The 20,675-nt window shown below is 72.0% G+C and carries 16 protein-coding genes; 4 read left to right on the forward strand and 12 right to left on the reverse strand.

All coding sequences use genetic code 11. The annotated features are described in order from the left end of the window. Nucleotides 1–77 precede the first annotated feature (77 nt). Nucleotides 78–1,472, forward strand: coding sequence for a DUF2079 domain-containing protein (locus tag HC251_RS13355; RefSeq protein WP_255566403.1), 1,395 nt, complete (start codon nt 78–80; stop codon nt 1,470–1,472). Nucleotides 1,473–1,517: 45 nt separating this feature from the next. Next, nucleotides 1,518–2,678, forward strand: coding sequence for a hypothetical protein (locus HC251_RS13360; protein ID WP_219941106.1), 1,161 nt, complete (start codon nt 1,518–1,520; stop codon nt 2,676–2,678). Here HC251_RS13360 and HC251_RS13365 read toward each other — a convergent pair. From HC251_RS13365 to coaE, 3 genes are all read right to left on the reverse strand, one after another. Further along, nucleotides 2,662–4,365, reverse strand: a complete 1,704-nt coding sequence (locus tag HC251_RS13365) for a glycosyltransferase family 39 protein (protein WP_219941107.1) — start codon at nt 4,363–4,365, stop codon at nt 2,662–2,664. The genes HC251_RS13360 and HC251_RS13365 overlap by 17 nt on opposite strands. Before the next feature lie 175 nt (nt 4,366–4,540). Continuing rightward, nucleotides 4,541–6,598 carry an excinuclease ABC subunit UvrB gene (uvrB, locus tag HC251_RS13370; RefSeq protein WP_304608274.1) on the reverse strand — a complete coding sequence of 686 codons (2,058 nt, stop codon included), beginning with the start codon at nt 6,596–6,598 and terminating at the stop codon, nt 4,541–4,543. A 57-nt stretch (nt 6,599–6,655) separates the two neighbouring features. After that, nucleotides 6,656–7,258: a dephospho-CoA kinase gene (gene coaE, locus HC251_RS13375; protein ID WP_255566404.1), complete on the reverse strand. Its 603-nt coding sequence runs from the start codon at nt 7,256–7,258 to the stop codon at nt 6,656–6,658. Between the two features lie 85 nt (nt 7,259–7,343). Here coaE and HC251_RS13380 point away from each other — a divergent pair, with 85 nt between their 5' ends. Next, nucleotides 7,344–9,092 carry a GAF domain-containing sensor histidine kinase gene (locus HC251_RS13380; protein ID WP_219941108.1) on the forward strand — a complete coding sequence of 583 codons (1,749 nt, stop codon included), beginning with the start codon at nt 7,344–7,346 and terminating at the stop codon, nt 9,090–9,092. Between the two features lie 12 nt (nt 9,093–9,104). Beyond that, nucleotides 9,105–9,743, forward strand: coding sequence for a response regulator transcription factor (locus HC251_RS13385; RefSeq protein ID WP_219941109.1), 639 nt, complete (start codon nt 9,105–9,107; stop codon nt 9,741–9,743). 114 nt (nt 9,744–9,857) lie between these two features. On the opposite strand, the gene HC251_RS13390 is transcribed toward HC251_RS13385, so the two are convergent. The 9 genes from HC251_RS13390 to HC251_RS13430 form a co-directional block, all read right to left on the reverse strand. After that, nucleotides 9,858–10,082: a Flp family type IVb pilin gene (locus HC251_RS13390; RefSeq protein WP_219941110.1), complete on the reverse strand. Its 225-nt coding sequence runs from the start codon at nt 10,080–10,082 to the stop codon at nt 9,858–9,860. A gap of 87 nt (nt 10,083–10,169) precedes the next feature. Next, on the reverse strand, nt 10,170–11,606 hold the full coding sequence (locus HC251_RS13395; RefSeq protein WP_219941111.1) for a hypothetical protein: 1,437 nt from the start codon (nt 11,604–11,606) through the stop codon (nt 10,170–10,172). Between the two features lie 19 nt (nt 11,607–11,625). Continuing rightward, on the reverse strand, nt 11,626–12,549 hold the full coding sequence (locus HC251_RS13400; RefSeq protein ID WP_219941112.1) for a type II secretion system F family protein: 924 nt from the start codon (nt 12,547–12,549) through the stop codon (nt 11,626–11,628). Between the two features lie 65 nt (nt 12,550–12,614). After that, nucleotides 12,615–14,543, reverse strand: coding sequence for a type II secretion system F family protein (locus HC251_RS13405; RefSeq protein WP_219941113.1), 1,929 nt, complete (start codon nt 14,541–14,543; stop codon nt 12,615–12,617). Continuing rightward, nucleotides 14,540–15,907 carry a CpaF family protein gene (locus tag HC251_RS13410; RefSeq protein ID WP_219941114.1) on the reverse strand — a complete coding sequence of 456 codons (1,368 nt, stop codon included), beginning with the start codon at nt 15,905–15,907 and terminating at the stop codon, nt 14,540–14,542. The genes HC251_RS13405 and HC251_RS13410 overlap by 4 nt, the downstream gene beginning before the upstream one ends. Before the next feature lie 167 nt (nt 15,908–16,074). Further along, nucleotides 16,075–17,262 (reverse strand): P-loop NTPase, encoded by a 1,188-nt coding sequence (locus tag HC251_RS13415; protein WP_219941115.1) that lies wholly within the window; start codon nt 17,260–17,262, stop codon nt 16,075–16,077. A gap of 79 nt (nt 17,263–17,341) precedes the next feature. After that, nucleotides 17,342–18,265, reverse strand: a complete 924-nt coding sequence (gene cpaB, locus HC251_RS13420) for a Flp pilus assembly protein CpaB (protein WP_219941116.1) — start codon at nt 18,263–18,265, stop codon at nt 17,342–17,344. A gap of 189 nt (nt 18,266–18,454) precedes the next feature. Then, nucleotides 18,455–19,816, reverse strand: coding sequence for a 30S ribosomal protein S1 (rpsA, locus tag HC251_RS13425; RefSeq protein WP_255566405.1), 1,362 nt, complete (start codon nt 19,814–19,816; stop codon nt 18,455–18,457). A 102-nt stretch (nt 19,817–19,918) separates the two neighbouring features. Continuing rightward, on the reverse strand, nt 19,919–20,659 hold the full coding sequence (locus tag HC251_RS13430) for a class I SAM-dependent methyltransferase (protein WP_255566406.1): 741 nt from the start codon (nt 20,657–20,659) through the stop codon (nt 19,919–19,921). Nucleotides 20,660–20,675 lie beyond the last annotated feature (16 nt).

Below are 20,675 nucleotides of genomic sequence, written 5' to 3' on the forward strand. Positions count from 1 at the left end.
GCGCCAACCTGGCGAACGTCTGTACGTGGGCGAGGTCGGGCACCTCAGTGTCGCGACGATGGCGCCGATGATGCCCCATGACGGCGGCCCCGCCCCTCTGCGACGCCGAACCGGACACGGCCGTCGTGGCGCGCCCCGAGCGCTGGCGCCATGACCAGGTCGGGATGGCCATCGGGGCCGCCATGGCGATCGCGTTCTTCGTCCCCGGCTACCTCCGGTACGTCAACCGCTGGGCCGTCCTCGACCTGGCCTTGTTCGACCAGGCGGCCTGGCTGCTGTCCCAGGGACGGGCGCCGGAGCTCACCGTCCTCCGGGAGAACCTCTTCGGCGACCATGTCAGCGTCGTCGTGGTGGCGTTCGCCCCCCTCTACCGGATCGCGGCCACCCCGGTCTGGCTGATCGCAGCCCAGGCCATGGCCCTGGGATGCTCCGTCCCCGCCCTCCGAGCCCTCGCCCGCCAGATCGGCGGGAGCCAGGGCTGGGCGACGCTGGCGACCGTCGGCAGCGCCCCCCTCTGGGCGGCGGCGACGTTCGACTTCCACCCCGTGGTGATGACGGTGCCCATCACCGCCGCAGCCCTTGCCGCCGCCCGGCGTGACGACACCCGGGCCGCCACGGTGGCGGGGATCCTGCTGGCGCTGGTGCGAGCCGACGCCTGCGTGATGCTCCTGGGCGTCGCCGTCCTGGCCCGTGGTCGGACCCGCCGACGGCTGGTCGCGGTGGCCGGGCTCAGCATGACGGTGGGGGTGGCGGTCCCGGCCCTTCTCCACAGCGAGCAGACCTTCGCCCGCTACTGGGGTCACCTGGGCGAGAGCCCGCTGGACGCCCTCGCCCACCCCTGGCGCGCGATACCTGCTGTGGTCGCCCCCTCGGTGCTCGAGACGGCCATCATCTGGCTCCTGCCCGTCGGCTTCCTCGTCCTCGCCAGGCCCCGATGGGCGGCAGCGGTGGCCATCGCCGGGCTCCCGCTCCTGCTGTCGAGCGCGGCGGCGACGTCGGTCACGTGGTTCCACCACGCCGCCGCGCTCGTCCCCTTCACCGTCGGCGGGGCCGTCGCCGCCTTGGCCGGCCCACGACGTCGACTCGAGCATCCGGCGCTCCTCGTCACCGGTGTCGTGGCGGCGCTCCTCGTCGGCAGCCCCTTCGCCCCTGGCCACCCGCCCGAGCTCCGCCTGACCGACATCTCCCGGCCCCGTGCCGTCCCCGGCCTCGACGCCGCCCTGGCCCAGGTGGAACCGGACGACGGCGTGGCCGTGGAGGTGAGGCTCCTCCCTGCTGTGTCTCGCCGCACGACCGCCATCGACATCTCCGCCGCACTCGACGCAGGCGACCCCACGTCGGCGCTGGCGGACGTCGATGTCATCATCGTCGGACCCGAGCGTGTGGACGAGGTCACCGATCTCGGGTGGGAACCGGCCGGTCCCACCGCCCACCCGCACGACCTCGTCGCGCTCAGGCGAGACGACGGGTAGAGCCGTCCCGCTCAACCTCGGGGCCCCCCCGCCGATCCTCCGATGGTGACCGTCCCCGCTGTCGAGACCCGCTCGGTCGCGGTGCACGCTCTCGTCGGCACGATGCTGTTGGCGCTGCTGGTCCTGGGCGACGTCCAGCGCCTCGGCGGCCACCCCCTCGGGCTCGTCCAACCAGGGGAGCGGGGACCGGCCGCCGAGCTGATCCACGACGACTTCCCCGACGTCGAGCTCCCCGACAGCCTCGGCCTCGACGGGCAGATGACCTATGCCATGGCCCGCGACGCCTGGTCGGTCGACGCCCCGTCGGACTCCCTCGACCGACCCCGCTACCGACTCCAGCGGCCGCTGCTCTCGTGGGTCGCCGGCACCGTGCACCCCGGGCCGGGCATGGGGCTGGTGTGGACCCTCTTCGGGCTCGGGCTGACGGCGGTCGCCGCCGGCGCCTGGGCCACCGGGAGGCTCAGCGTCTCCTGGGGCGGCCCGCCGTGGGTCGCGGCCCTCTTCCCTGTCCTGCCGGGCACGTTCATGGCCGTGCGGGTGACCACCTCCGACGCCGTCGGGGTGGCCCTCGCCCTGCTGGCGGTCGCCCTCGCGGCCCGGGGCCGCACCACTCTCGCCGTCGGCATCGGCGTCGCCGCCGTGCTGGCCAAGGAGCCGACGTTGCTGGTGCTGGCCGGGTGGGCCCTCGCCCACCGGACGCCCCGCCACATCGCCGTGGCCGTCGTCCCGGCCGCGGTCGGTGGGGCCTGGATGGTCGGCCTGCGCATCCTCGTCCCCGGGGCCGAGGGGCTGAACGGCGACATCGGGCTGCCCTTCGTCGGCCTGCTGGGAGCGGCGATCGACATCTGGTCCGAGGGCCGCGAGCTGTGGGGGCTGGCCGGAACGGTCCTGGCTCTGGTGCTGGGCATCACCGCCCTCGCCCGGCGTGGCCTCCGCCACCCCCTCGGGGCAGCCGTGGTCCTCCACCTGGCGTTCCTCCTCGTCGCAGGGAGCAACCCGCTGGGGACGAGCTTCGGGGGGACCCGCACAGGCCTCGCCCTCACCGCCCTGGCCATGATCGCCCTGGCCACCCCCGACGCTCCGCCGGTCCCCGGCCTCCGGCGGGCTCCGGGCGGCAAGGCGTCGGCGACTGCCGGCACGGCGCCGACCGCGGACGATACGGCCGCTGTCTCGCTCCCGGCGGTCGCCGTCAGCGGCGGACGCTGAACTCCTCGTCCTCGCAAGGGGCGACCGGTCGCTCCGGGCCCGGTGCGGCCGACGGTGGCTCTCGCAACCGGTAGACGAGCGTGCTCCCGCCCCCCAGGGTGCCCACCGGGCAGTAGGCCCGGAGCCAGGCGAGGTCGTCGCGGTTCACGACGGTCAACGAGGTGACGCCCACCGCCAGCCACCCCGTCACCTCATCGAGGTCGGCGCCGACGAGGCGACGCGTGCCGGGCCCGGGCGCGAGCCCCCGGGGGCTGATCACTGCGACCCACGGGTCGTCGCGGCCCTCGGCCCAGTCCCGGACCCGCCAGAGGTCCTGACCGAAGTCGATGTTGGAGTCGCTGACCCAGCGGTACCCGGGGCGGAAGGCGAGGGGTCGCCACGCCAGGGCGTGGCTGCTGGCGCTGAGCAGCACCCCGGCCTGCACCAGGGCGACGAGCGCCAACAGGATGCGGCCCGGGACGACCGCGCCGGGCCATCGAGCGCGGGCCGCGCAGACCGCGTGACCGGCACCGGCGGCGGCGACCACCAGCCACAGAGCCAGCGACGGCATGGCCAGCCGCAACCCGAGGTTGAGCGGCTGCAGCGCCGTGAAGGCGAACAGCGCCAACCCCGGGAGCGCCACCAGCGCGAGGGGCCGGCGCTGCTCGCGAGGACCGGCGACCCAGCCCAGGGGGCCGGCCACGAGCAGGCCGAGGACCGGGAAGGGCACGGTCGCGACGAGGGCACCGGGGAAGTACCACCAGCGCGATCCCTCCCACGCCCGGCCGAGGAGCCACGCCGGGCGGGGGTCGGACGTCACCGTCAGGTGACCGAGCCCGACCCGCCACTCCTGAGGCGCCGGGACGATCAGCGCCAGCCGGGCCAACACCGACCGATCGCCGGCTGCGGCCACCAGGGCGTCGAAGCGCTCCCCCGGCGCGCCGCCGGGGGAGGCGGGGTCGAAGCCGCGGTAGACGAGCCACAGGCCGACCCAGCCGACCAGCCCTGCCACCCCCACGTGACGCAGGCGTGCGGCCCGGTCGCCCGGGCACGACACCGCGACGGCCACGAGCGCGACGGGCACCAGCACCAGCGCGCTGTGACGGGTCACCAGCGCCACGGCGAGGACCACCCCGACCAATGCGGCCGACCTCAGGTCGGGCCGATCGTGGTGGCGGACGAGGGCGGCCACCACAGCCAGGGTGGCCACCGTGAAGGCGATGTCGATCGACTGCACCGCCCCGAGCCCCAGGACGACGGGCGTCGTGAGCCAGGCGCCGGCCGCGACGAGGCCGGCGCCGTCGCCCGCCAGCCGCCGGGCGAGGTGGTGCACGAGCAGACCGGCGACGAGGGCGAGGGCCAGGGGCACGAGGCGACTCAGGAACACCACTCGCCGCAGATCTCCCTCAGCGTCGTTGGCGGCGAGGACGGCGTCGGTGTGGTCGAACCAGTCACCGTCGTCCCAGTCGGTGCCCTTGGGCACGATCGGCCCGGCGGCCAGAGCGGGGGCCGCGGAGACGAGCTTCGGGAGCACCGGGTGCTCGGGGCTCATCCGCAGGTCGCCGTGGACCCAGTACGACAGGCCGCTGGCCAGACCCACGCCCTCGTCCACCGTCGGCGAGTCGGCCCACGCCTGGCGCAGGCCACTGACGGTGAACACCACGGCGAGCAGGCCGACGACGAGGCGGCCGACCACCCGAGCGTCCATCGCTGCCATGGTGGTCGACGGACCCTGCCTCCATGGTGATCATCGGGTGGCGGGGGCGTTGCCCGGGCAGCTGGTGCCCCGTTGCCGTCCGCCTGCACCCTCCGACCCGGACGCCGCCCAACCTTGGACGGCAACCGCATCATGCTGCGGCGTTCCGTCCAAAGTTCGGTGGGGGTCAGCCCACCTGGCGGAGCTCCCGCTTGAGCTCCTTGATCTCGTCGCGGAGGCGGGCGGCGTACTCGAAGCGGAGGTCGGACGAGGCCTCGTGCATCTCCTCCTCGAGGGTGTGGATGAGCCGGGCCAGCTCCTCGCCCGGCAGGCCGGCCAGCTCCTCGCGGCGCTTCTTGTCGGCCGCCCGCTCCTTGCGGCTGCCGCCACCGGGCATGGGCGCCTTGTCCTCGGCCGGCCGGATCAGGGCCAAGATGTCGGTGACGGCCTTGCGGATCGTCTTCGGGTCGATGCCGTGCTCGATGTTGTAGGCCTGCTGGAGACCCCGGCGACGGTTGGTCTCGCTGATCGCCTTCTGCATCGAGGGCGTGACGGTGTCCGCGTACATGATCACCTGGCCCTCGACGTTGCGGGCGGCCCGGCCGATGGTCTGGATGAGCGACGTCTCGCTGCGGAGGAACCCCTCCTTGTCGGCGTCGAGGATGGCCACCAGCGACACCTCGGGCAGGTCGAGGCCCTCCCGCAGGAGGTTGATGCCGACCAGCACGTCGAACTCGCCCAGCCGGAGGTCCCGCAGGATCTCGATGCGCTGGATGGTGTCGACCTCGCTGTGGAGGTACCGGACCCGGACGCCCAGCTCGAGCAGGTAGTCGGTGAGGTCCTCCGACATCTTCTTGGTGAGGGTCGTCACCAGGACGCGGTCGCCTCGCGAGACCCGGTCGTTGATCTGGACCATCAGGTCGTCGATCTGGCCCTTGGTCGGCTTGACCACGATCTCGGGGTCGATCAGCCCGGTGGGCCGGACGACCTGCTCGACCACGCGCGTGCTCTTCTCCAGCTCGAACGGGCCGGGCGTGGCCGACAGGAAGACGACCTGGCCGACCTTGTCCATGAACTCGTCGAAGCGCAGGGGCCGGTTGTCGGCCGCCGACGGCAGCCGGAACCCGTGCTCGATGAGCTGCTCCTTGCGGCTGCGGTCGCCCTCGTGCTGACCGTGGAGCTGGGGCACCGTCTGGTGGCTCTCGTCGATAACCATCAGGAAGTCGCGCGGGAAGTAGTCGAGCAGGGTGTTCGGCGTCTCCCCCGGCCCCCGCCCCTCGATGGGGGCCGAGTAGTTCTCGATCCCGTTGCAGAACCCGACCTCGGCCATCATCTCGAGGTCGTACTGGGTGCGCATGCGCAGGCGCTGGGCCTCGAGCAGCTTGCCCTGCTCCTCGAACTCCTTGAGCCGCTCCTGGAGCTCGTGCTCGATGCGGACGATGGCCCGCTGGAGGCGCTCCTCGCCGGCGACGTAGTGGGTGGCCGGCAGCAGGACGAAGTCGTCGTGGGTGCGGATCTTCTCCCCCGTCACCGGGTCGAAGGTCGCCATGGCCTCGATCTCGTCGCCGAAGAGCTCGATCCGCAGGGCGGTCTCGTCGTAGGCGGGGTGGATCTCGATGGTGTCGCCCCGGACCCGGAAGTTGCCGCGGGTCAGGTTCATGTCGTTGCGGTCGTACTGCATGTCGACGAACCGGCGCAGGAGCAGCCGCTGGTCGAGCGTCTCGCCCTTGCGCAGGACGAGCAGGCTCTCCTTGTACTCCTCCGGTGACCCGAGGCCGTAGATGCAGCTGACCGAGGCCACGACGATCACGTCGCGCCGGGTCAGCAGCGACGCCGTGGTGGAGTGCCGCAGGCGCTCGATCTCGTCGTTGACCGAGCTGTCCTTCTCGATGTAGGTGTCGCTCGAGGCCATGTACGCCTCGGGCTGGTAGTAGTCGTAGTAGGAGACGAAGTACTCCACCGCGTTGTGGGGGAAGAACTCCTTGAACTCGTTGGCCAGCTGGGCCGCCAGCGACTTGTTCGGGGCCAGGACGAGGGTGGGCCGCTGGACCTGCTCGATGGTCCAGGCGATGGTGGCGGACTTGCCCGAGCCGGTGATGCCGAGGAGCGTCTGGAACCGCTCCCCGCCGAGGATGCCCTCGGCCAGGCCGGCGACGGCCTTGGGCTGGTCGCCGGCCGGCGAGAAGTCGGACACCACCTCGAAGGGCCTGGCCAGCGATGTGGTGACCGGGGTGATGTCGGTCATGGGGGAACCCTACCGACCCCCTGTGACAGTGGAGCCGAGGCCCTGGTCAGAGGGGTGTCAGCCGGTGGGGGCCAGGGCCCGGATCTGCTCCCACGCCGCGGCGACGCGGGCCTCGAGGTCGGCGCGGGTGCCGCTGTTGTCGATCACGATCGTGGCCCGGGCCAGGCGGTCCTCCCGGGATGCCTGCCGGGCCATCCGGGCCCGGACATCGTCCTCGCGCATCCCGCGCTGGGCCACGACCCGCTCGACGGCGACCTCGGGATCGACGTCCACCACGACCAGGGCGGCCATGTCGTCGCGTCCGCTCTCGACGAGCAGCGGGACGTCGAGGATCACCACGGCATCGGTGCCGGCGGCGGCCTCCAACCGACGGGCGATCTCGGCGCCGACGGCCGGGTGGACGATGGCGTTGAGGTCGCGGAGGGCCTCGTCGTCGCTGAACACCAGGTCGGCCAGGGCCTGCCGGTCGAGCGACCCGTCCGGGGCCAGCACCGTGGCCCCGAAGCGATCGACGATGGCGGCCAGGACCGGGGTCCCGGGGGCCTGGACGTCGCGCACGATGGCGTCGGCGTCCACCACCACCGCCCCCCGCTCGGCCAGCAGGGCCGACACCGTCGACTTCCCGCTCCCGATGCCGCCCGTGAGCCCGACGAGGATCATCGCCGCACCGTAGCCAGACCCGGCCGCCGCTCCCCGCCGGCCCAGCATCCCGGGCCCGGCCACCACCGCCGGTAGCATCGGCGCCATGGCCGGTGAGCGGTCCTCCACGACGGCACCGCTGATCGACCCCTCCGACGGGACGGTCATCACCGTCCCGGGGACGACGATGTCGGACGAGACGGGCTCGTTCCGTCCCGCCATCATGGGCGTCCGGGGCGCCACCACGGCCGTGACCGTCGTCCTCTGCAGCAGCGCGCTGGCCAACGGGGAGCGGGACGTGATGGCGGCCGCCGTGGTGGTCATCACCTACAACGTCGTCCGCATCCTCAAGCCCGTCGAGGTCCGCGACGACGTCCGCAGCCTGCTGCGGGTGCTGGCCGAGGTGGCGATCCACGTCCTGGCCGTGGCCGGCACCGGGTACTGGGACTCGCCGTTCGTCTTCTCCCTGCTCACGGCCATCATGGTGGCCGGGTTCGCCCGGGGCTTCGGGTTCGCGGTGCGGGTCGGGGTGGCCTCGGTCGTCGCCGTGGCCCTCCCCCACCTGATCGTCAACGGGCTCAACGAGGAGACCCTCCGCACCGCCCTGCAGTGGACGACGCTCCTCCTGCTGGTGGCGGCCGTGTCCGGCTACGCCCGCCACATCAACGTCGAGGCGGACCGCCAGCACTCCCTGGCCCTCGACCGCCTGGGACGGCTGTCCGACGCCAACGCCCTCCTCTTCGCCCTCCACCGGGTGGCCCAGAGCCTCCCCAGCTCCCTCGACCTCGACGACGTGCTCGACACGACGATGCGACGGGTCGACGACCTGTTCACCTACGACCTGGCGACCGTGCTCGTCTCCGACGCCAGCGGCGGCGGCTGGGTCGCAGCCCGCACCGAGGGCGGGCGCCTGACCCGGGCCTGGCCGGTCGACGCCCTACCCGGCCCGGCCCGGACGGCGGTGTCGACCGGGCAGCTCGTCGTGGAGCGGGACCTGGCCCGGGCCGACGGCTCGGGCCTCGGCACCGAGAGCCGCACCGGCCTCTACGCCCCCCTCGTCGGGCGCGAGCGGGTCGTGGGGCTGGTGGTCGTCGAGCGCAACACGGCCGGCAGCTTCACCGACCGGGAGGTCGAGCTGCTCGAGGGCTTCGTCGAGCCCGCCGCCCTGGCCGTCGACAACGCCATGTGGTTCAGCCGGCTCCGGACCGTCGGGGCCAACGAGGAACGGACCCGCATCGCCCGCGACCTCCACGACCGGATCGGCCAGTCCCTCGCCTACCTCTCCTTCGAGCTCGACCGCATCGTGAAGGCGAACGGCCGGGGCGACGACGTCGGCCCCGCCCTCGATCGCCTGCGCGACGACGTGCGCGGCGTCGTCGGCGAGGTGCGCGACACGCTCTACGACCTGCGCACCGACGTGTCGGAGTCCTCGGACCTGCCGACGACGCTGGCGGCCCACGTCGAGCGGGTGCAGGCGCGGAGCCGGGTCGAGATGCGCCTCGACCTCAAGGGCGAGGTGCGCCTCCCCCTGCGCCAGGAGCGGGAGATCTTCCGCATCGCCCAGGAGGCGCTGGCGAACGTCGAGCGCCACAGCGGCGCCGACCGGTGCCTGGTGCGGTGGTGGTGCGAGGAGACGGGAGCGCTCCTCGAGGTCCGCGACGACGGACGGGGCTTCGCCTCGGGCCGGGACGGCCGGCTCGACAGCTACGGCATCCTCGGCATGCGCGAGCGGGCCGCGAGCATCGGGGCCACGCTCGACGTCGACAGCATCGAGGGGGTGGGCTCCACGATCCGCTGCCACCTCCAGCCCTCCCCCCAGGCCAGCGGGACGGCGAGCCCCGCCGGCCGGCGGTAGCCTCCCGCACCGATGTCCGCCGTCCGTCTCCTCCTCGCCGACGACCACCCCATGCTGCGCGACGGCCTGCGCCGCTCGCTCACCGAGGAGGGGTTCGAGGTCGTGGGCGAGGCCGGTGACGGCTTCGAGGCGATCGACAAGGCCGGCGAGCTGCGGCCCCAGGTCGTCCTCATGGACGTCACCATGCCGAGCTGCGACGGCGTCGAGGCCACCCGCCAGATCCGGGCCACCCTCCCCGACGTCCGGGTGGTGATGCTCACCATGCACGCCGACCAGGACGTCCTCCAGCGGGCGCTGGAGGCGGGCGCGTCCGGGTACCTGGTGAAGGACTGCTCGCTCGACGAGATCGCCGACGCCGTCCGGATGGCCGCCGACGACGCTGTCCTGTCACCGTCGCTGGCCAGCTCGATGCTCGCCGAGGTGCGCCGGCTGGAGGAGCCCGACGCCGATCGCGTCGTCACCAAGCGCGAGGAGGAGGTGCTCCAGCTCATCGCCGACGGGTGCAGCACCGGCGAGGTGGCCGAGCGCCTCTACATCAGCCAGAAGACGGTCAAGAACCACCTGGCGTCGATCTACCAGAAGCTCGACGCCCGCGACCGCACCCAGGCCGTCCTGCAGGCCGTGCGGATGGGGATAATCCGCCTCAGCTGAGGCTCGACCAGGGCGTGCGCGACGAGGGCCGAGTCGTGCCGGACATCTCCTCGGCCGAGCCTCGGAGAACAGGGCGCTGTGCGTCTGGGTCGCCTCGCCTGACGGCTCGACTCCTCAGCAACCCGGGGGCGGGGGCTGGCCGTCGTAGGCCGCCTCCATGCAGCTCTTCGAGTTGTCGAGGCTGTTCCCGCTGCCGGTGCCGAAGTAGGCGAGGGCCCCGAAGCAGGCGATGGCGATGAGCGCCACGAGCAGGGCGTACTCGATCAGGCTTGCGCCGCGCTCGTCCTGCCGCCAGCGGCGGGCGAGGGAGCGGAGCGTGGTGGTCAGCCCTGCGAGCATGCGGAACCCTTTCGATCGGTCCCCACCCATCGGTCACTCTTCGTGGTCCCCCATGGGCCGGACGGCCCAATGTCGTACGGGACGTGGTCAGGCCGGGACGGACACGACCCAGTCGCCGTCGCGGTGGACGGGCGTCCAGCCCGGGGCGTCGGCCAGCGCCCGGCCCAGGTCGGTGTCGGCCCGCCAGAGCACGGCGGTGGCGTCCCAGCGGTCGAGGACCTCGGGCCAGCCCGGCTCGGCGTGGAGCAGCACGCGGTAGTCCCGGATGACCTCGATCGGGTACATGTCGACCCGATCGTCCAGGAACACCCGGGCGTCGCGCCCGGCCTGGGCGGTGCGGAGGTTGCCGACGTAGTCCGGGGCGACGACCCGGCTCCCCGGCCCCCACAGGCCGGTCTCGTCCATCCAGGTCGAGGCCTCCTCCGGGTACGCCCCCAGCCCCACGTCGGGGCGCTGGAGCGACACCAGGGCGAACACCACCACCAGGGCGGCGACCGCCACCCGGGCCGAGCGGAAGATGGCCCGGCGCAGGTCGGCCACGGCCGGGCCGACCTCGGGCAGGGCGCCGGCGGCGATCGGGACCAGCACGACGAGCAGGACCACGAGGTTGCGGGCCGACGTCAGCCCCAGTGCGGCGAACACGACCAGGGGCAGGGCGTCGCGCCAGCGCCGGGCCCGCAGGACGACGACGGCGGCGGTCAGCACCAGGGCGGCGAGGACGGCGACCTGGTGCCAGAGCGAGTAGTCCGGGGGCCTCCACTCGGCGACGGCCCGGAAGGCCTCCGTCTTCTGCGCCAGCAGGGTCGGGTACAGCAGCAGGCGGAGGCCCAGGGGGTTGACGACGCCCACGGCCACGCCGGCGACGGCCCAGGCGCCGACCCGCACCTCGGGGCCCCACGCGCCGTCGTCGAGGCGCCGGCCCACGGCGAGCAGGGCGACGAGGACGATGGCGAAGGGGAACGAGCCGTGGGTGTTGACCCACACCCAGCCGACGGGCACGAGCCACCGTGGGTCGATGCGACCGTCCAGGGCCAGGAGCACGAGGGCGAACCCCAGGAGGCCGAACAGCAGGGGCCGCTCCGGGAGCATCTCGCTGGCGATGGCCAGGGCGGCGAGGGTGACGGCGCTGCGGACGACGGCGGAACGGCTGCGGGCGGTGAGGTGCCAGAGGGCGACCCCGATGGCGGCGCACAAGACGCCCCCCAGCAACCGGACACCGGCGAAGCCGGCGACCTCCTCCACCGCGGCGTAGATCGTCGACGCCAACCAGCTCTGCACGACCCACGGCTCGCCGGCCGCGGTGAACGAGTACGGGTCGACCCGGGGCACCCCCCCGTCGGCGAGGATCAGCCGGCCGGTGGCCAGGTGGGTCAGGAAGCTGTTGTCGTGGAGCGTCCCCGATCCGATGATCATCCCGACGAGGGCGGCCACGGCGCCGAGCACCCAGCCCAGGTCCGGGCCGGTGCGGGCCGGCGGGGCGGAGGAGCGGACCGCCGAGGCGTCCTCGTCGATCGGGGCCTCCACGCCGACCATCATCGTCGGCTCAGCCCCCGCCGCCGAAGGCGTCCATGATGTTCAGGATCGCCGGACCCAGGACCACCACGAACAGCGCCGGGAACACGCAGAACACCATGGGGATCAGCATCTTGACCGGGGCCTTCTGCGCCTTCTCCTCGGCCAGCTGCTTGCGCTTGAGGCGCATCTCCTCGGCCTGGGCCCGCAGGACCCGACCGATCGAGACGCCGAAGGTGTCGGCCTGGATGATCGCCAGCACGAAGGACCGGAGCTCGGGCACGTTGACCCGGTTCTCCATGTTGCGCATGGCGTCGACCCGTGAGGCGCCGGCGCGGACCTCGCCCAGCATGCGGGCGAACTCCTCGGTGAGCGGCCCCGGCACGGCGTCGACGCAGCGGTCGAGCGCCTGCTCGAAGCCGAGACCGGCCTCGACCGAGATGACGAGCAGGTCGAGGACGTCGGGGAGCTTGATGCGGATCTCGTGCTGGCGCTCCTCGACCTTGCGCTTGAGGACGGCGTCGGGCCCCTTCACCAGGACGAAGACGCCGATGGCGCCCGCGGCCAGGGTGAGCATCCCGCCCGGCTTCCACACGGCGAGGACGAAGAACAGCCACGGGACGGCGAGGACCTGCAGGACCACGCGCAGGGCCATGAAGCGGTCCCACGCCACCGTGTTGGTGTGCCCCAGCGATGCGAACATCGCCTTCGACTTCTCCATGTAGCCCATGGGCGTGAACCGCTTGCCCAGGCCCAGGAGACCGGTCAGCACGGGCTGGATCGCCCGCTCGCTGACCGGCTTCAGGAGCTCCTGGTCGCGGACGTTGGCGACCTCGTAGCCCTCGAGCTGGCGGAGCGAGGCCCGGACGGTGGCCTTCTCGTCGGCCTGGGACAAGACGTTGACGAGGCCGACGACGACGGCGACGAAGACGAGGGCGAGCCCGATGGTGAGCATGGTGGGTCCTCAGCTCTCGAGGGGGGCGGAAGGGTGGGCGGCGAGCACGGCGGGGGACGACACGGTCAGACCTCGATGGTGATGCACTTCTTCATCCACGCGAAGCCCACGAGGCACATGAACACGCCGGCGCCGAGGAGGATCTGGCCCAGGGTCTTGGAGAACAGGGGGGCCATGTAGCTGGGGTTCATGACGTACATGGCCAAGCCCAGGAGGAGGGGCATCAGGCCGAGGATGATGGCGCTCATCTTCCCCTCGGCGGTGAGGGTGGCGACGTCGCGGCGGAGGCGCTCCCGGTCGACCATGGTGTCGGCGACGGTCATGAGCAGCTCGGACAGGTTGCCGCCGACCTCGCGCTGGATGCGGATGGCCATGATGGCCCACTCGAAGTCCTTGCTCTGGACCCGCTCGGCCGACGCCTCGAGGGCGTCCTCGAGCTCTCGTCCGAGGCGGGCCTCGGTCATGACCCGGCGGAGCTCCCGGCCCATGGGGCCGTCGACCTCGGCCGAGACGGCGTCGACGCCCTGGACGAGCGAGTAGCCGGCTCGCAGGGAGCCCGAGAGCAGCTGGAGCATGTCGGGCAGCTGGGTGTTGAACTGCTTCTGGCGCCGTCCGCCCAGGAAGTTGAGGATGGCCATCGGGAGCCCGAAGCCGAGCAGGGCGCCGAACAGCAGCCCCATGAGCCCCATGAGGACCAGGCCGAGGACGGTGACCACGAGGGCGCCGGCGACGTAGAAGAAGATCGCCTCGGCCGCCCGCAGCGGCAGGTCGGCCCGCTCCAGCTTCTTCTCGACCTTGACGAGCAGGCCCTGCTTGGCCGCGATCTCCTCGGTCAGCTCGACGGCACGCTGCACGAAGGCGGTCTGGGCCAGGCTGTCGTCGTCGACGAGGTCGGCGTGACCGGGTTCGGTGTACTGCTGGAGCATCCGGTCGAGGGAGTGGTCCTCCTTCGACGCGATGGTGGCGATGGCGACCACGGCGAGGACGACGGCGAGGCCGCCGACGCCGGCCACCACGATGAGACCGGCCGTGCCCCGGACGAACGAGGGCACGAGGCTCTTGGATGCGGCGGGCGGGGCCAGGTTGGCCTGGCCTTCGGCGACGGCACCCGACACGAACGTGGTGGTCACGCTCTCGTTGCCGATGGTGACCTCCAAGTCGGAGGCACCCTGGGAGCCGCTGCTGGCGAAGGTGATGCGGTACTGCTCGTCCAGCGACCGCTGGGTCTGGGTCAGGCCCTCCTCGAGGTCCTCCTCGCCGGGGGCGGGGATCACCGCACCGCCGACCCGATCGACCAGGGCGGTCAGGGAGTCGGTGTCGACCTGGTCGACGGCGTCGTAGGCGAGGGCGAACACGGCGGCGCCGGCCCGGGCCACGTCGGAGTAGGCCTCGCCCGCCTCGACCTCCGAGGCGTCGTCGTAGCCGTCGGTGATGAGGATGATGTTGGCCTGGAGGTCCTCGACCTCGGCGAACAGGGACGAGGCCTTGCGCAGGCCGTCCCACATCGCCGTCTTGCCGTCGGCCGGGGCGACGAGCTCGTCGGTCGCCTCGAGCAGCGTGCTCTTGTCGCTGGTGATCTCGGCGTAGACCTCGACCTCGGTGCCGAAGCCGACGATGCCCATGGCCTCGTCGCCCTCGAGCGCCTCGATCATGGTGCGGAGCGTCTCCTGCGTCTTGCGCACGCCGCCGTTGCGGGCCATCGAGCGGGAGGTGTCCACGGCGACGACCATCGCCGTCTCGACGCCGGCGGCCGACAGCGGCTGCGGCGGCTCGTGCTCGCGCTCCTGGCCACCCTCGCGGATCGTGGCGTTGGTGACGGCCTCGCGGTCGCCGGTCCAGATGACGTCGACGTGGACGGCGTCGGGGTCGGTGGCGTCGACCTGGCGCACGCTGAGCGGCGACATGTCGGCCTCCTGGCCCACGACGGCGGGGCCGACGGCGACGATCAGGAGGGCGACGAAGATGGCGGCCAGGCCGCCGAGGCGCCGGGTCATCGGGCACCGCCGGCGCGCCGGGCGAACTGCTCGGGCTGGAACACCTCGGGTCCGAGGCGGATCCCGAGGTCCTGGAGCTTCTCGGCGAAGCGGGGCCGGGTGCCGGTGGCCTTGAGGTGGCCCCGGAAGCGGCCGTGCTCGTCGACGCCCATCCCGTAGTCGAACATGAAGATGTCCTGCATCACGATGGTGTCGCCCTCCATGCCCTGGACCTCGGCGATGCTGACGACGCGACGGGTGCCGTCGCGGAGCCGGCCGATCTGGACCACGGCGTCGACGGCCGAGGCCACCTGGTGGCGGATGGCGGCGATGGGCAGGTCGTAGCCGGCCATGAGGACGAGGGTCTCGAGGCGGGCCATGCAGTCCCGCGCCGTGTTGGCGTGGATGGTGGTGAGCGAGCCGTCGTGGCCCGTGTTCATGGCCTGGAGCATGTCGAGGGCCTCGCCACCACGGCACTCGCCGACGACGATGCGGTCGGGGCGCATGCGGAGGGTGTTCTTGACGAGGTCGCGGATGGTGATGGCGCCCTTGCCCTCGATGTTCGGGGGCCGGGCCTCGAGGGCGAGCACGTGCTCCTGGTGGAGCTGGAGCTCCTTGGCGTCCTCGACGGTCACGATGCGCTCGTCGCCGGGGATGAACGACGAGAGCACGTTGAGCATCGTCGTCTTGCCGGTGCCGGTACCGCCCGACACGATGATGTTGAGCTTGCCGAGCACCATGGCCTGCAGGAAGCGGGCCGAGCTGGCCGACAGGGTGCCGAACCGGATCAGGTCGTCGATCTGGAACGGGTCCTTGGAGAACTTCCGGATGGTGAGGAACGGCCCGCCGATGGCGAGCGGGTGGATCACCGCGTTGACGCGGGAGCCGTCGGGGAGGCGGGCGTCGCAGAGGGGCGTCGACTCGTCGATGCGCCGACCCACCTGGGCGACGATCTTGTCGATGATCCGGCGCAGGTGCTGGTCGTCGACGAAGGTGGCGTTGGTCTTCTCGACCTTGCCCTTGCGCTCCACGAACACCATGTCCGGCCCGTTGACCATGACCTCGGTGATCTCGTCGGAGCGCAGGAGGCGGTCGATGGGCCCGTAGCCGAGGATGTCGTCGGAGACGTCCTGGATGAGCTGGGCCTTGTCGGCCGCCGAGAGGGGCGCCCGCTCCTGGGCCAGGGCGGCGTGGAGCTGCTCGTGCACCCGGCGACGGAGGTCGTCCTCGGTGAGCCGCTTGTCGTACAGGATCGGCCCGAGCTCGTCGATCAGGTGGTGGTGGATCTTCTGCCGCAGCTCGTCGATGACCGGGTCCCGGCGCTTCGCCGCGGTGAGACCCGCGGACTGCGGGTTGGCTTCGTGGAGGCGCTTGTAGAGGGACATCGAGGGTCCATCGGCGCGCCCGAACCCATGTTGAGATCACCCGAGAAGGTTCACCCTGCGTGGTGCCGGCACACGTCCCCCCAACGACGAACTCGGTGGGGGACGTGCCCCTGCGGGGCAAGTCCCCCACCGAGTTCGGCGGGCTCGCGGACGTCGAGCGGGTCGCGCTAGCGACGGCCCTTCTTGCCGCTGGGGGCGGGGATGTAGCGGTCGGCGAGGGTCTCGAAGGCCTTGGCGATCGACGAGCGGGGGGCGTCGATGACGACCGGGGTGCTCTTGTTGATCGACTGCGGGACGACGATGTCGCTCGGCAGCTGGGTCTCGGCCTTGATCTGCAGCGTCCGCTCCACCTCGCTGACGTCGAGGCGCACCTTGGTGTTGGCCCGGTTCAGGACCAGGTGGATCTTCGAGGTCGGGGTGTCGAGCATCCGCATGGTCTGCAGCCCGATCTTCACGTTCTTGATGTTGGGGATGTCCATCCCCGCCACCAGCAGGATCTCGTCGGAGTCCTCGATCAGGGTCAGCACCTTGTCGTCGAAGTAGGACGGGGTGTCGACGATGATGTACTTCGCCACGCTCCGCAGCCCGGCGATGATGCTGCGGATGTGCTCGGCGGTGATCTGGTCGGCGAAGGCGGGCTCGAGCGGGGCGGGCAGCACCTTGAGGCCCGACGGGGGGTGCGTGACGAGGAGGTTCGTCAAGAACCCGGAGTCGAGCCGGTCGATCGAGTTCACGGCATCGACGATCGTGTGCTGGGGCGCCAGCTTGAGCATCACCGCCACGTCCCCGAACTGCAGGTCGCAGTCGACGAGGGCGACGGTCTCGGTGGTCCGCATGGCCAGGGCCACGGCCAGGTTGGTGGCGACGACGGACTTGCCGGCGCCTCCCTTGGTCGAGAAGACGGTGATGACCCGACCGCCCTCGCCGGGGTCGCCGTCATCGCCGATGATCGGCGGCAGGGTCCGACCGAGCGACCCGACCGACTCGGCCACCCGGCGGCAGGCCTCCTGCAGCTGGGCGGTGTCGACGGGGGCGGCCAGCACGTCCTTCACGCCGGAGCGGATGGCCTGCTGGAACACGTCGGTGGACAGCTCCTCGGCCACCAGCACGGCCCCCACCTCGGGGCGGGGCTGGAGGACGGCGGCGAGGGTGGAGAGGTTGTACGGGTCGGCGCAGGACGGGCCGAGGACGACGACGGTCGGGATGCCGGACAGCTGGGCGGCGAAGTCGTCGAAGTGCTCGAAGTCGAGCACCCCGGACCCCAGCTGCATCGCCAGCCGCGCCCGGGCCGACGGCTCGGACTCCACCACGGCGACGTGGAGGGGTGGGGTTGGGTTGGACGATGACGCGCTCACCTGGTGTGAAGCCTCCAGGGACCTGTGATCCCAGCTCCCGCTCGAACTGCCGTCGACAAGGTAACTCGTCATCTTCGACTCACTCGCCTCCGGGACCGTCCGGGCCGTACGGCGTGAGCGCGTCCGGGTCCTCGGCAGCGAACGGCTCCGTCGGGTCGATGACCTCCTGGGGCACGGGCTCGTAGTCCCGGGGCACCAGCGTCAGGTAGAAGCGCTCGGGCTCGATGGAGGCCACCACCTGGGCGGCCCGGGCGGGCACGATCAGGGTGATCAGGCCGGAGCTCAGGGCGGGCTCGGCGGCGACGGCCTCGCCCTCGGCGGCCGTGGTGGCCTCGCCGGGGAGCTGCACGGGCGTCTGGTCGATGGCCAGGATCTGGACCTTCTGGTAGATGTAACGCGCCTGGCTCCCGAACAGGACGTCGTCGCCGTAGAGGCAGTCGGCGCCGGAGCTCGGCTCGGTCGCCTCGTCGGCGGGCTGCTCGGGGGCCGGGGTGCTCCCGTCGTTGAGCCCGTCGCCCGCCAGCTCGCAGACCTGGGTGGCCATGATGTTCACGAAGTCGCCGGGCTGCAGCAGGCCGGCGACGCCGCGCACCTGGTCGACCTGGATCGTGATGGCGACCTGGTCCTCGTCGTTGATCTTCTCGAGCCGGTCCGAGAAGGTCGTCTGGACCGTGCTCGGGTCGGCGAACATGTCGGTCGTGACGACCTGGTTCACGGCCAGGTCGCCGACGGCGACCTTGCCGGCGATGTCGTCGAGGCTGCGGATGGCGTTCTCCGGCCAGAAGCGCTTCGGGATCTCGTCCTCGGCCACGAGCGTGCTGGCCGAGGCCTCCTCGCCGTAGGTGCCCTTGGGCACCGTCTGCTTGACGACGAAGACCTTGACGCGCTCGGCGTCACCGAAGGCCTCGTCCTTCACGGAGCTCACGTAGCCGTAGATCAGGAACACGGCCATGGCGCCGACGGCCAGGGCGGCGATGGTGATGAGGGTGCGGCGAGAGCCCACGGGGTTCCCCTTGTCGTGAATCGCGGAGCTGGTGGTGGCGGTCGCCACCCATCCGTGGGTGACCTGTCGGCGGCGCAGGCCGTCCTGACAAGGGTTTCGGGACAGAACTTCCGTCGGGCGGGCGGGGCCGGGCGCGACGACGGCGCCGGGATGTCCCGGCGCCGTCGGCGGAAGGTCTGCCGGCTGGGGTCAGGCCGGGTCGGTGGGCTCCTCGGCCGGAGCGGCCACGGCCTCGCCCTCGACGAGCGGCGGCTCCTCGGTGGGCACGGGGGCCTCGCCGGTGGCGAAGCCCTGCTCGGCCTCGTAGCTGGCCCAGGCCTCCTCGACGGCGGGGTCCTCGGCCCACTCGGTGCCGATGTAGTTGCCCTCGTTGTCGTAGGCGTGCTCGCCGAAGTGCTCCTGGTACTCGGCCGAGACGACACCGCCCTCGGCGGCCTGCTTGATCGACAGGCTGATGCGCCGCCGCTGCAGGTCGAGGTCGATGATCTTCACCCACAGCTCCTCGCCGGGGGTGACGACCTGCTCGGGGAGGTCGACGTGGTGGGCCGACATCTCCGAGATGTGGACCAGGCCCTCGATGCCGTCGCCCACCTGGACGAAGGCGCCGAAGGGCACCAGCTTGGTGACCCGGCCGTAGACCAGCTCGCCCACGCGGTGCGAGGTGGCGAACTCCTGCCACGGGTCCTGCTGGGTGGCCTTGAGCGAGAGGCTGATGCGCTCGCGGTCGCGGTCGACGTCGAGCACCTGGACCGACACCTCGTCGCCGACGGCGACGACGGAGCCGGGGTGGTCGACGTGCTTCCAGGACAGCTCCGAGACGTGGATCAGGCCGTCCATGCCGCCCAGGTCGACGAAGGCACCGAAGTTCACGACGCTCGACACCACGCCCTTGCGGACCTCGCCGGGCTTGAGGTTGTCGAGGAACTCCTCGCGCTGCTCCTTCTGGGTCTCCTCGAGCCAGGCCCGGCGGGAGAGGACGACGTTGTTGCGGTTCTTGTCGAGCTCGATGATCTTGGCCGTGAGCTCCTTGCCGACGTAGGGCTGGAGGTCGCGCACCCGGCGCAGCTCGACGAGGGAGGCGGGGAGGAAGCCGCGGAGGCCGATGTCGATGATGAGGCCGCCCTTGACGACCTCGATGACCGGGCCGGTGACGACGCCGTCGCGCTCCTTGGTGGCCTCGATGTCGCCCCAGGCCCGCTCGTACTGGGCCCGCTTCTTGGACAGGACCAGGCGGCCGTCCTTGTCCTCCTTGGTGAGGACCAGGGCCTCGAGCTCCTCGCCCAGGCTGACGATCTCGGCCGGGTCGACGTCGTTGCGGATCGACAGCTCGCGGGCCGGGATGACGCCCTCGGTCTTGTAGCCGATGTCGAGGAGGACCTCGTCCTTGTCGACCTTGACCACCTTGCCCTCGACGATCTGGCCGTCCTCGACGCTGACCATCGACGCATCGATGGCGGCGTCGAAGTCGATGTCGAGGTCGTCGAAGGCGATCGTGCGGGGCACGTACTCGTCTTCGTCGGCGGGGGTGAGGGTGGCGGTCTGGTCGGACACTGAGGGTGCTCTTCTCGGAGGGACAGGAGTCGATGGACAAGATGGGCGGCCGTCGGTCGGCGCACCACGAGCACGCCCGATCGGGCGCACGGAGGGACAACGCTACCTGGGTGGCCTCTGCGCCACCAACAGGTGCTCGGGGTGGTCGATGTCCGGGGCTCGTCGGGCGTAGCGGCCCGGTTCCACAGCCCAGACGTGCTCGGGCTCGAGCCCGACCGACCGGGCCAGGAGGCGCAGCTCACGGGGGGTGAAGCACGTGGTCCACAGGTCGGTCTCGGCGTCCCTGCCCTGCTCGTCCTTGATGGTCGTGCGCTCGTGGGCGACCCCGGCGTCGACGTCGAACGTGGTGCCCGCGACCAGGTTGGCGACCTGGAAGTAGGACGAGAAGGCGCTCACCGCGACCCGGCCCCCGGGCCGCAGGGCGCGGGCGATGCCGGCCAGGACAGGCGCGTCACCGGTCCCCGCCTCGGTCTGGGCCGGCCCGCCCTGGAGGCCGAAGGCGCCCTGGCAGAGGGAGATGGCGGCGTCGAACTCGGCGTCGAAGCGCAGGTCACGGGCATCGTGGCGGGCGAAGGTCACCCCGTCGGGGGCGTCGCGCCGGGCGATCTCGACGAAGCGCTCGCTGATGTCGATGCCGTGGACCTCGATCCCTCGCCGGCCCAGGGCGTGGGCGTGGCGGCCGGGCCCGCACCCGACGTCGAGGACGCGCATCCCCGGCCGCAGTCCGAGGACGTCGACGAGGAACGCGACCTCCTGCTCGGTCCCCTTGGTGAACGAGTACCGCAGGTACGCCCGCCCGAGGTGGTCGGCCAACCCCTCGAACCAGTGGTCGGGCTCGCTCACCACCTCATGATGTCCC

This window comes from Iamia sp. SCSIO 61187, from assembly GCF_019443745.1.
Lineage (GTDB): Bacteria > Actinomycetota > Acidimicrobiia > Acidimicrobiales > Iamiaceae > Iamia.

Coding starts and splice junctions, on each gene's coding strand:
- HC251_RS13355 (WP_255566403.1), top strand. CDS start 78: ATGACGGCGGCCCCGCCCCTCTGCGACGCCGAACCGGACACGGCCGTC.
- HC251_RS13365 (WP_219941107.1), bottom strand. CDS start 4,365: ATGGACGCTCGGGTGGTCGGCCGCCTCGTCGTCGGCCTGCTCGCCGTG.
- uvrB (WP_304608274.1), bottom strand. CDS start 6,598: ATGACCGACATCACCCCGGTCACCACATCGCTGGCCAGGCCCTTCGAG.
- coaE (WP_255566404.1), bottom strand. CDS start 7,258: ATGATCCTCGTCGGGCTCACGGGCGGCATCGGGAGCGGGAAGTCGACG.
- HC251_RS13380 (WP_219941108.1), top strand. CDS start 7,344: ATGGCCGGTGAGCGGTCCTCCACGACGGCACCGCTGATCGACCCCTCC.
- HC251_RS13385 (WP_219941109.1), top strand. CDS start 9,105: ATGTCCGCCGTCCGTCTCCTCCTCGCCGACGACCACCCCATGCTGCGC.
- HC251_RS13390 (WP_219941110.1), bottom strand. CDS start 10,082: ATGCTCGCAGGGCTGACCACCACGCTCCGCTCCCTCGCCCGCCGCTGG.
- HC251_RS13400 (WP_219941112.1), bottom strand. CDS start 12,549: ATGCTCACCATCGGGCTCGCCCTCGTCTTCGTCGCCGTCGTCGTCGGC.
- HC251_RS13405 (WP_219941113.1), bottom strand. CDS start 14,543: ATGACCCGGCGCCTCGGCGGCCTGGCCGCCATCTTCGTCGCCCTCCTG.
- HC251_RS13410 (WP_219941114.1), bottom strand. CDS start 15,907: ATGTCCCTCTACAAGCGCCTCCACGAAGCCAACCCGCAGTCCGCGGGT.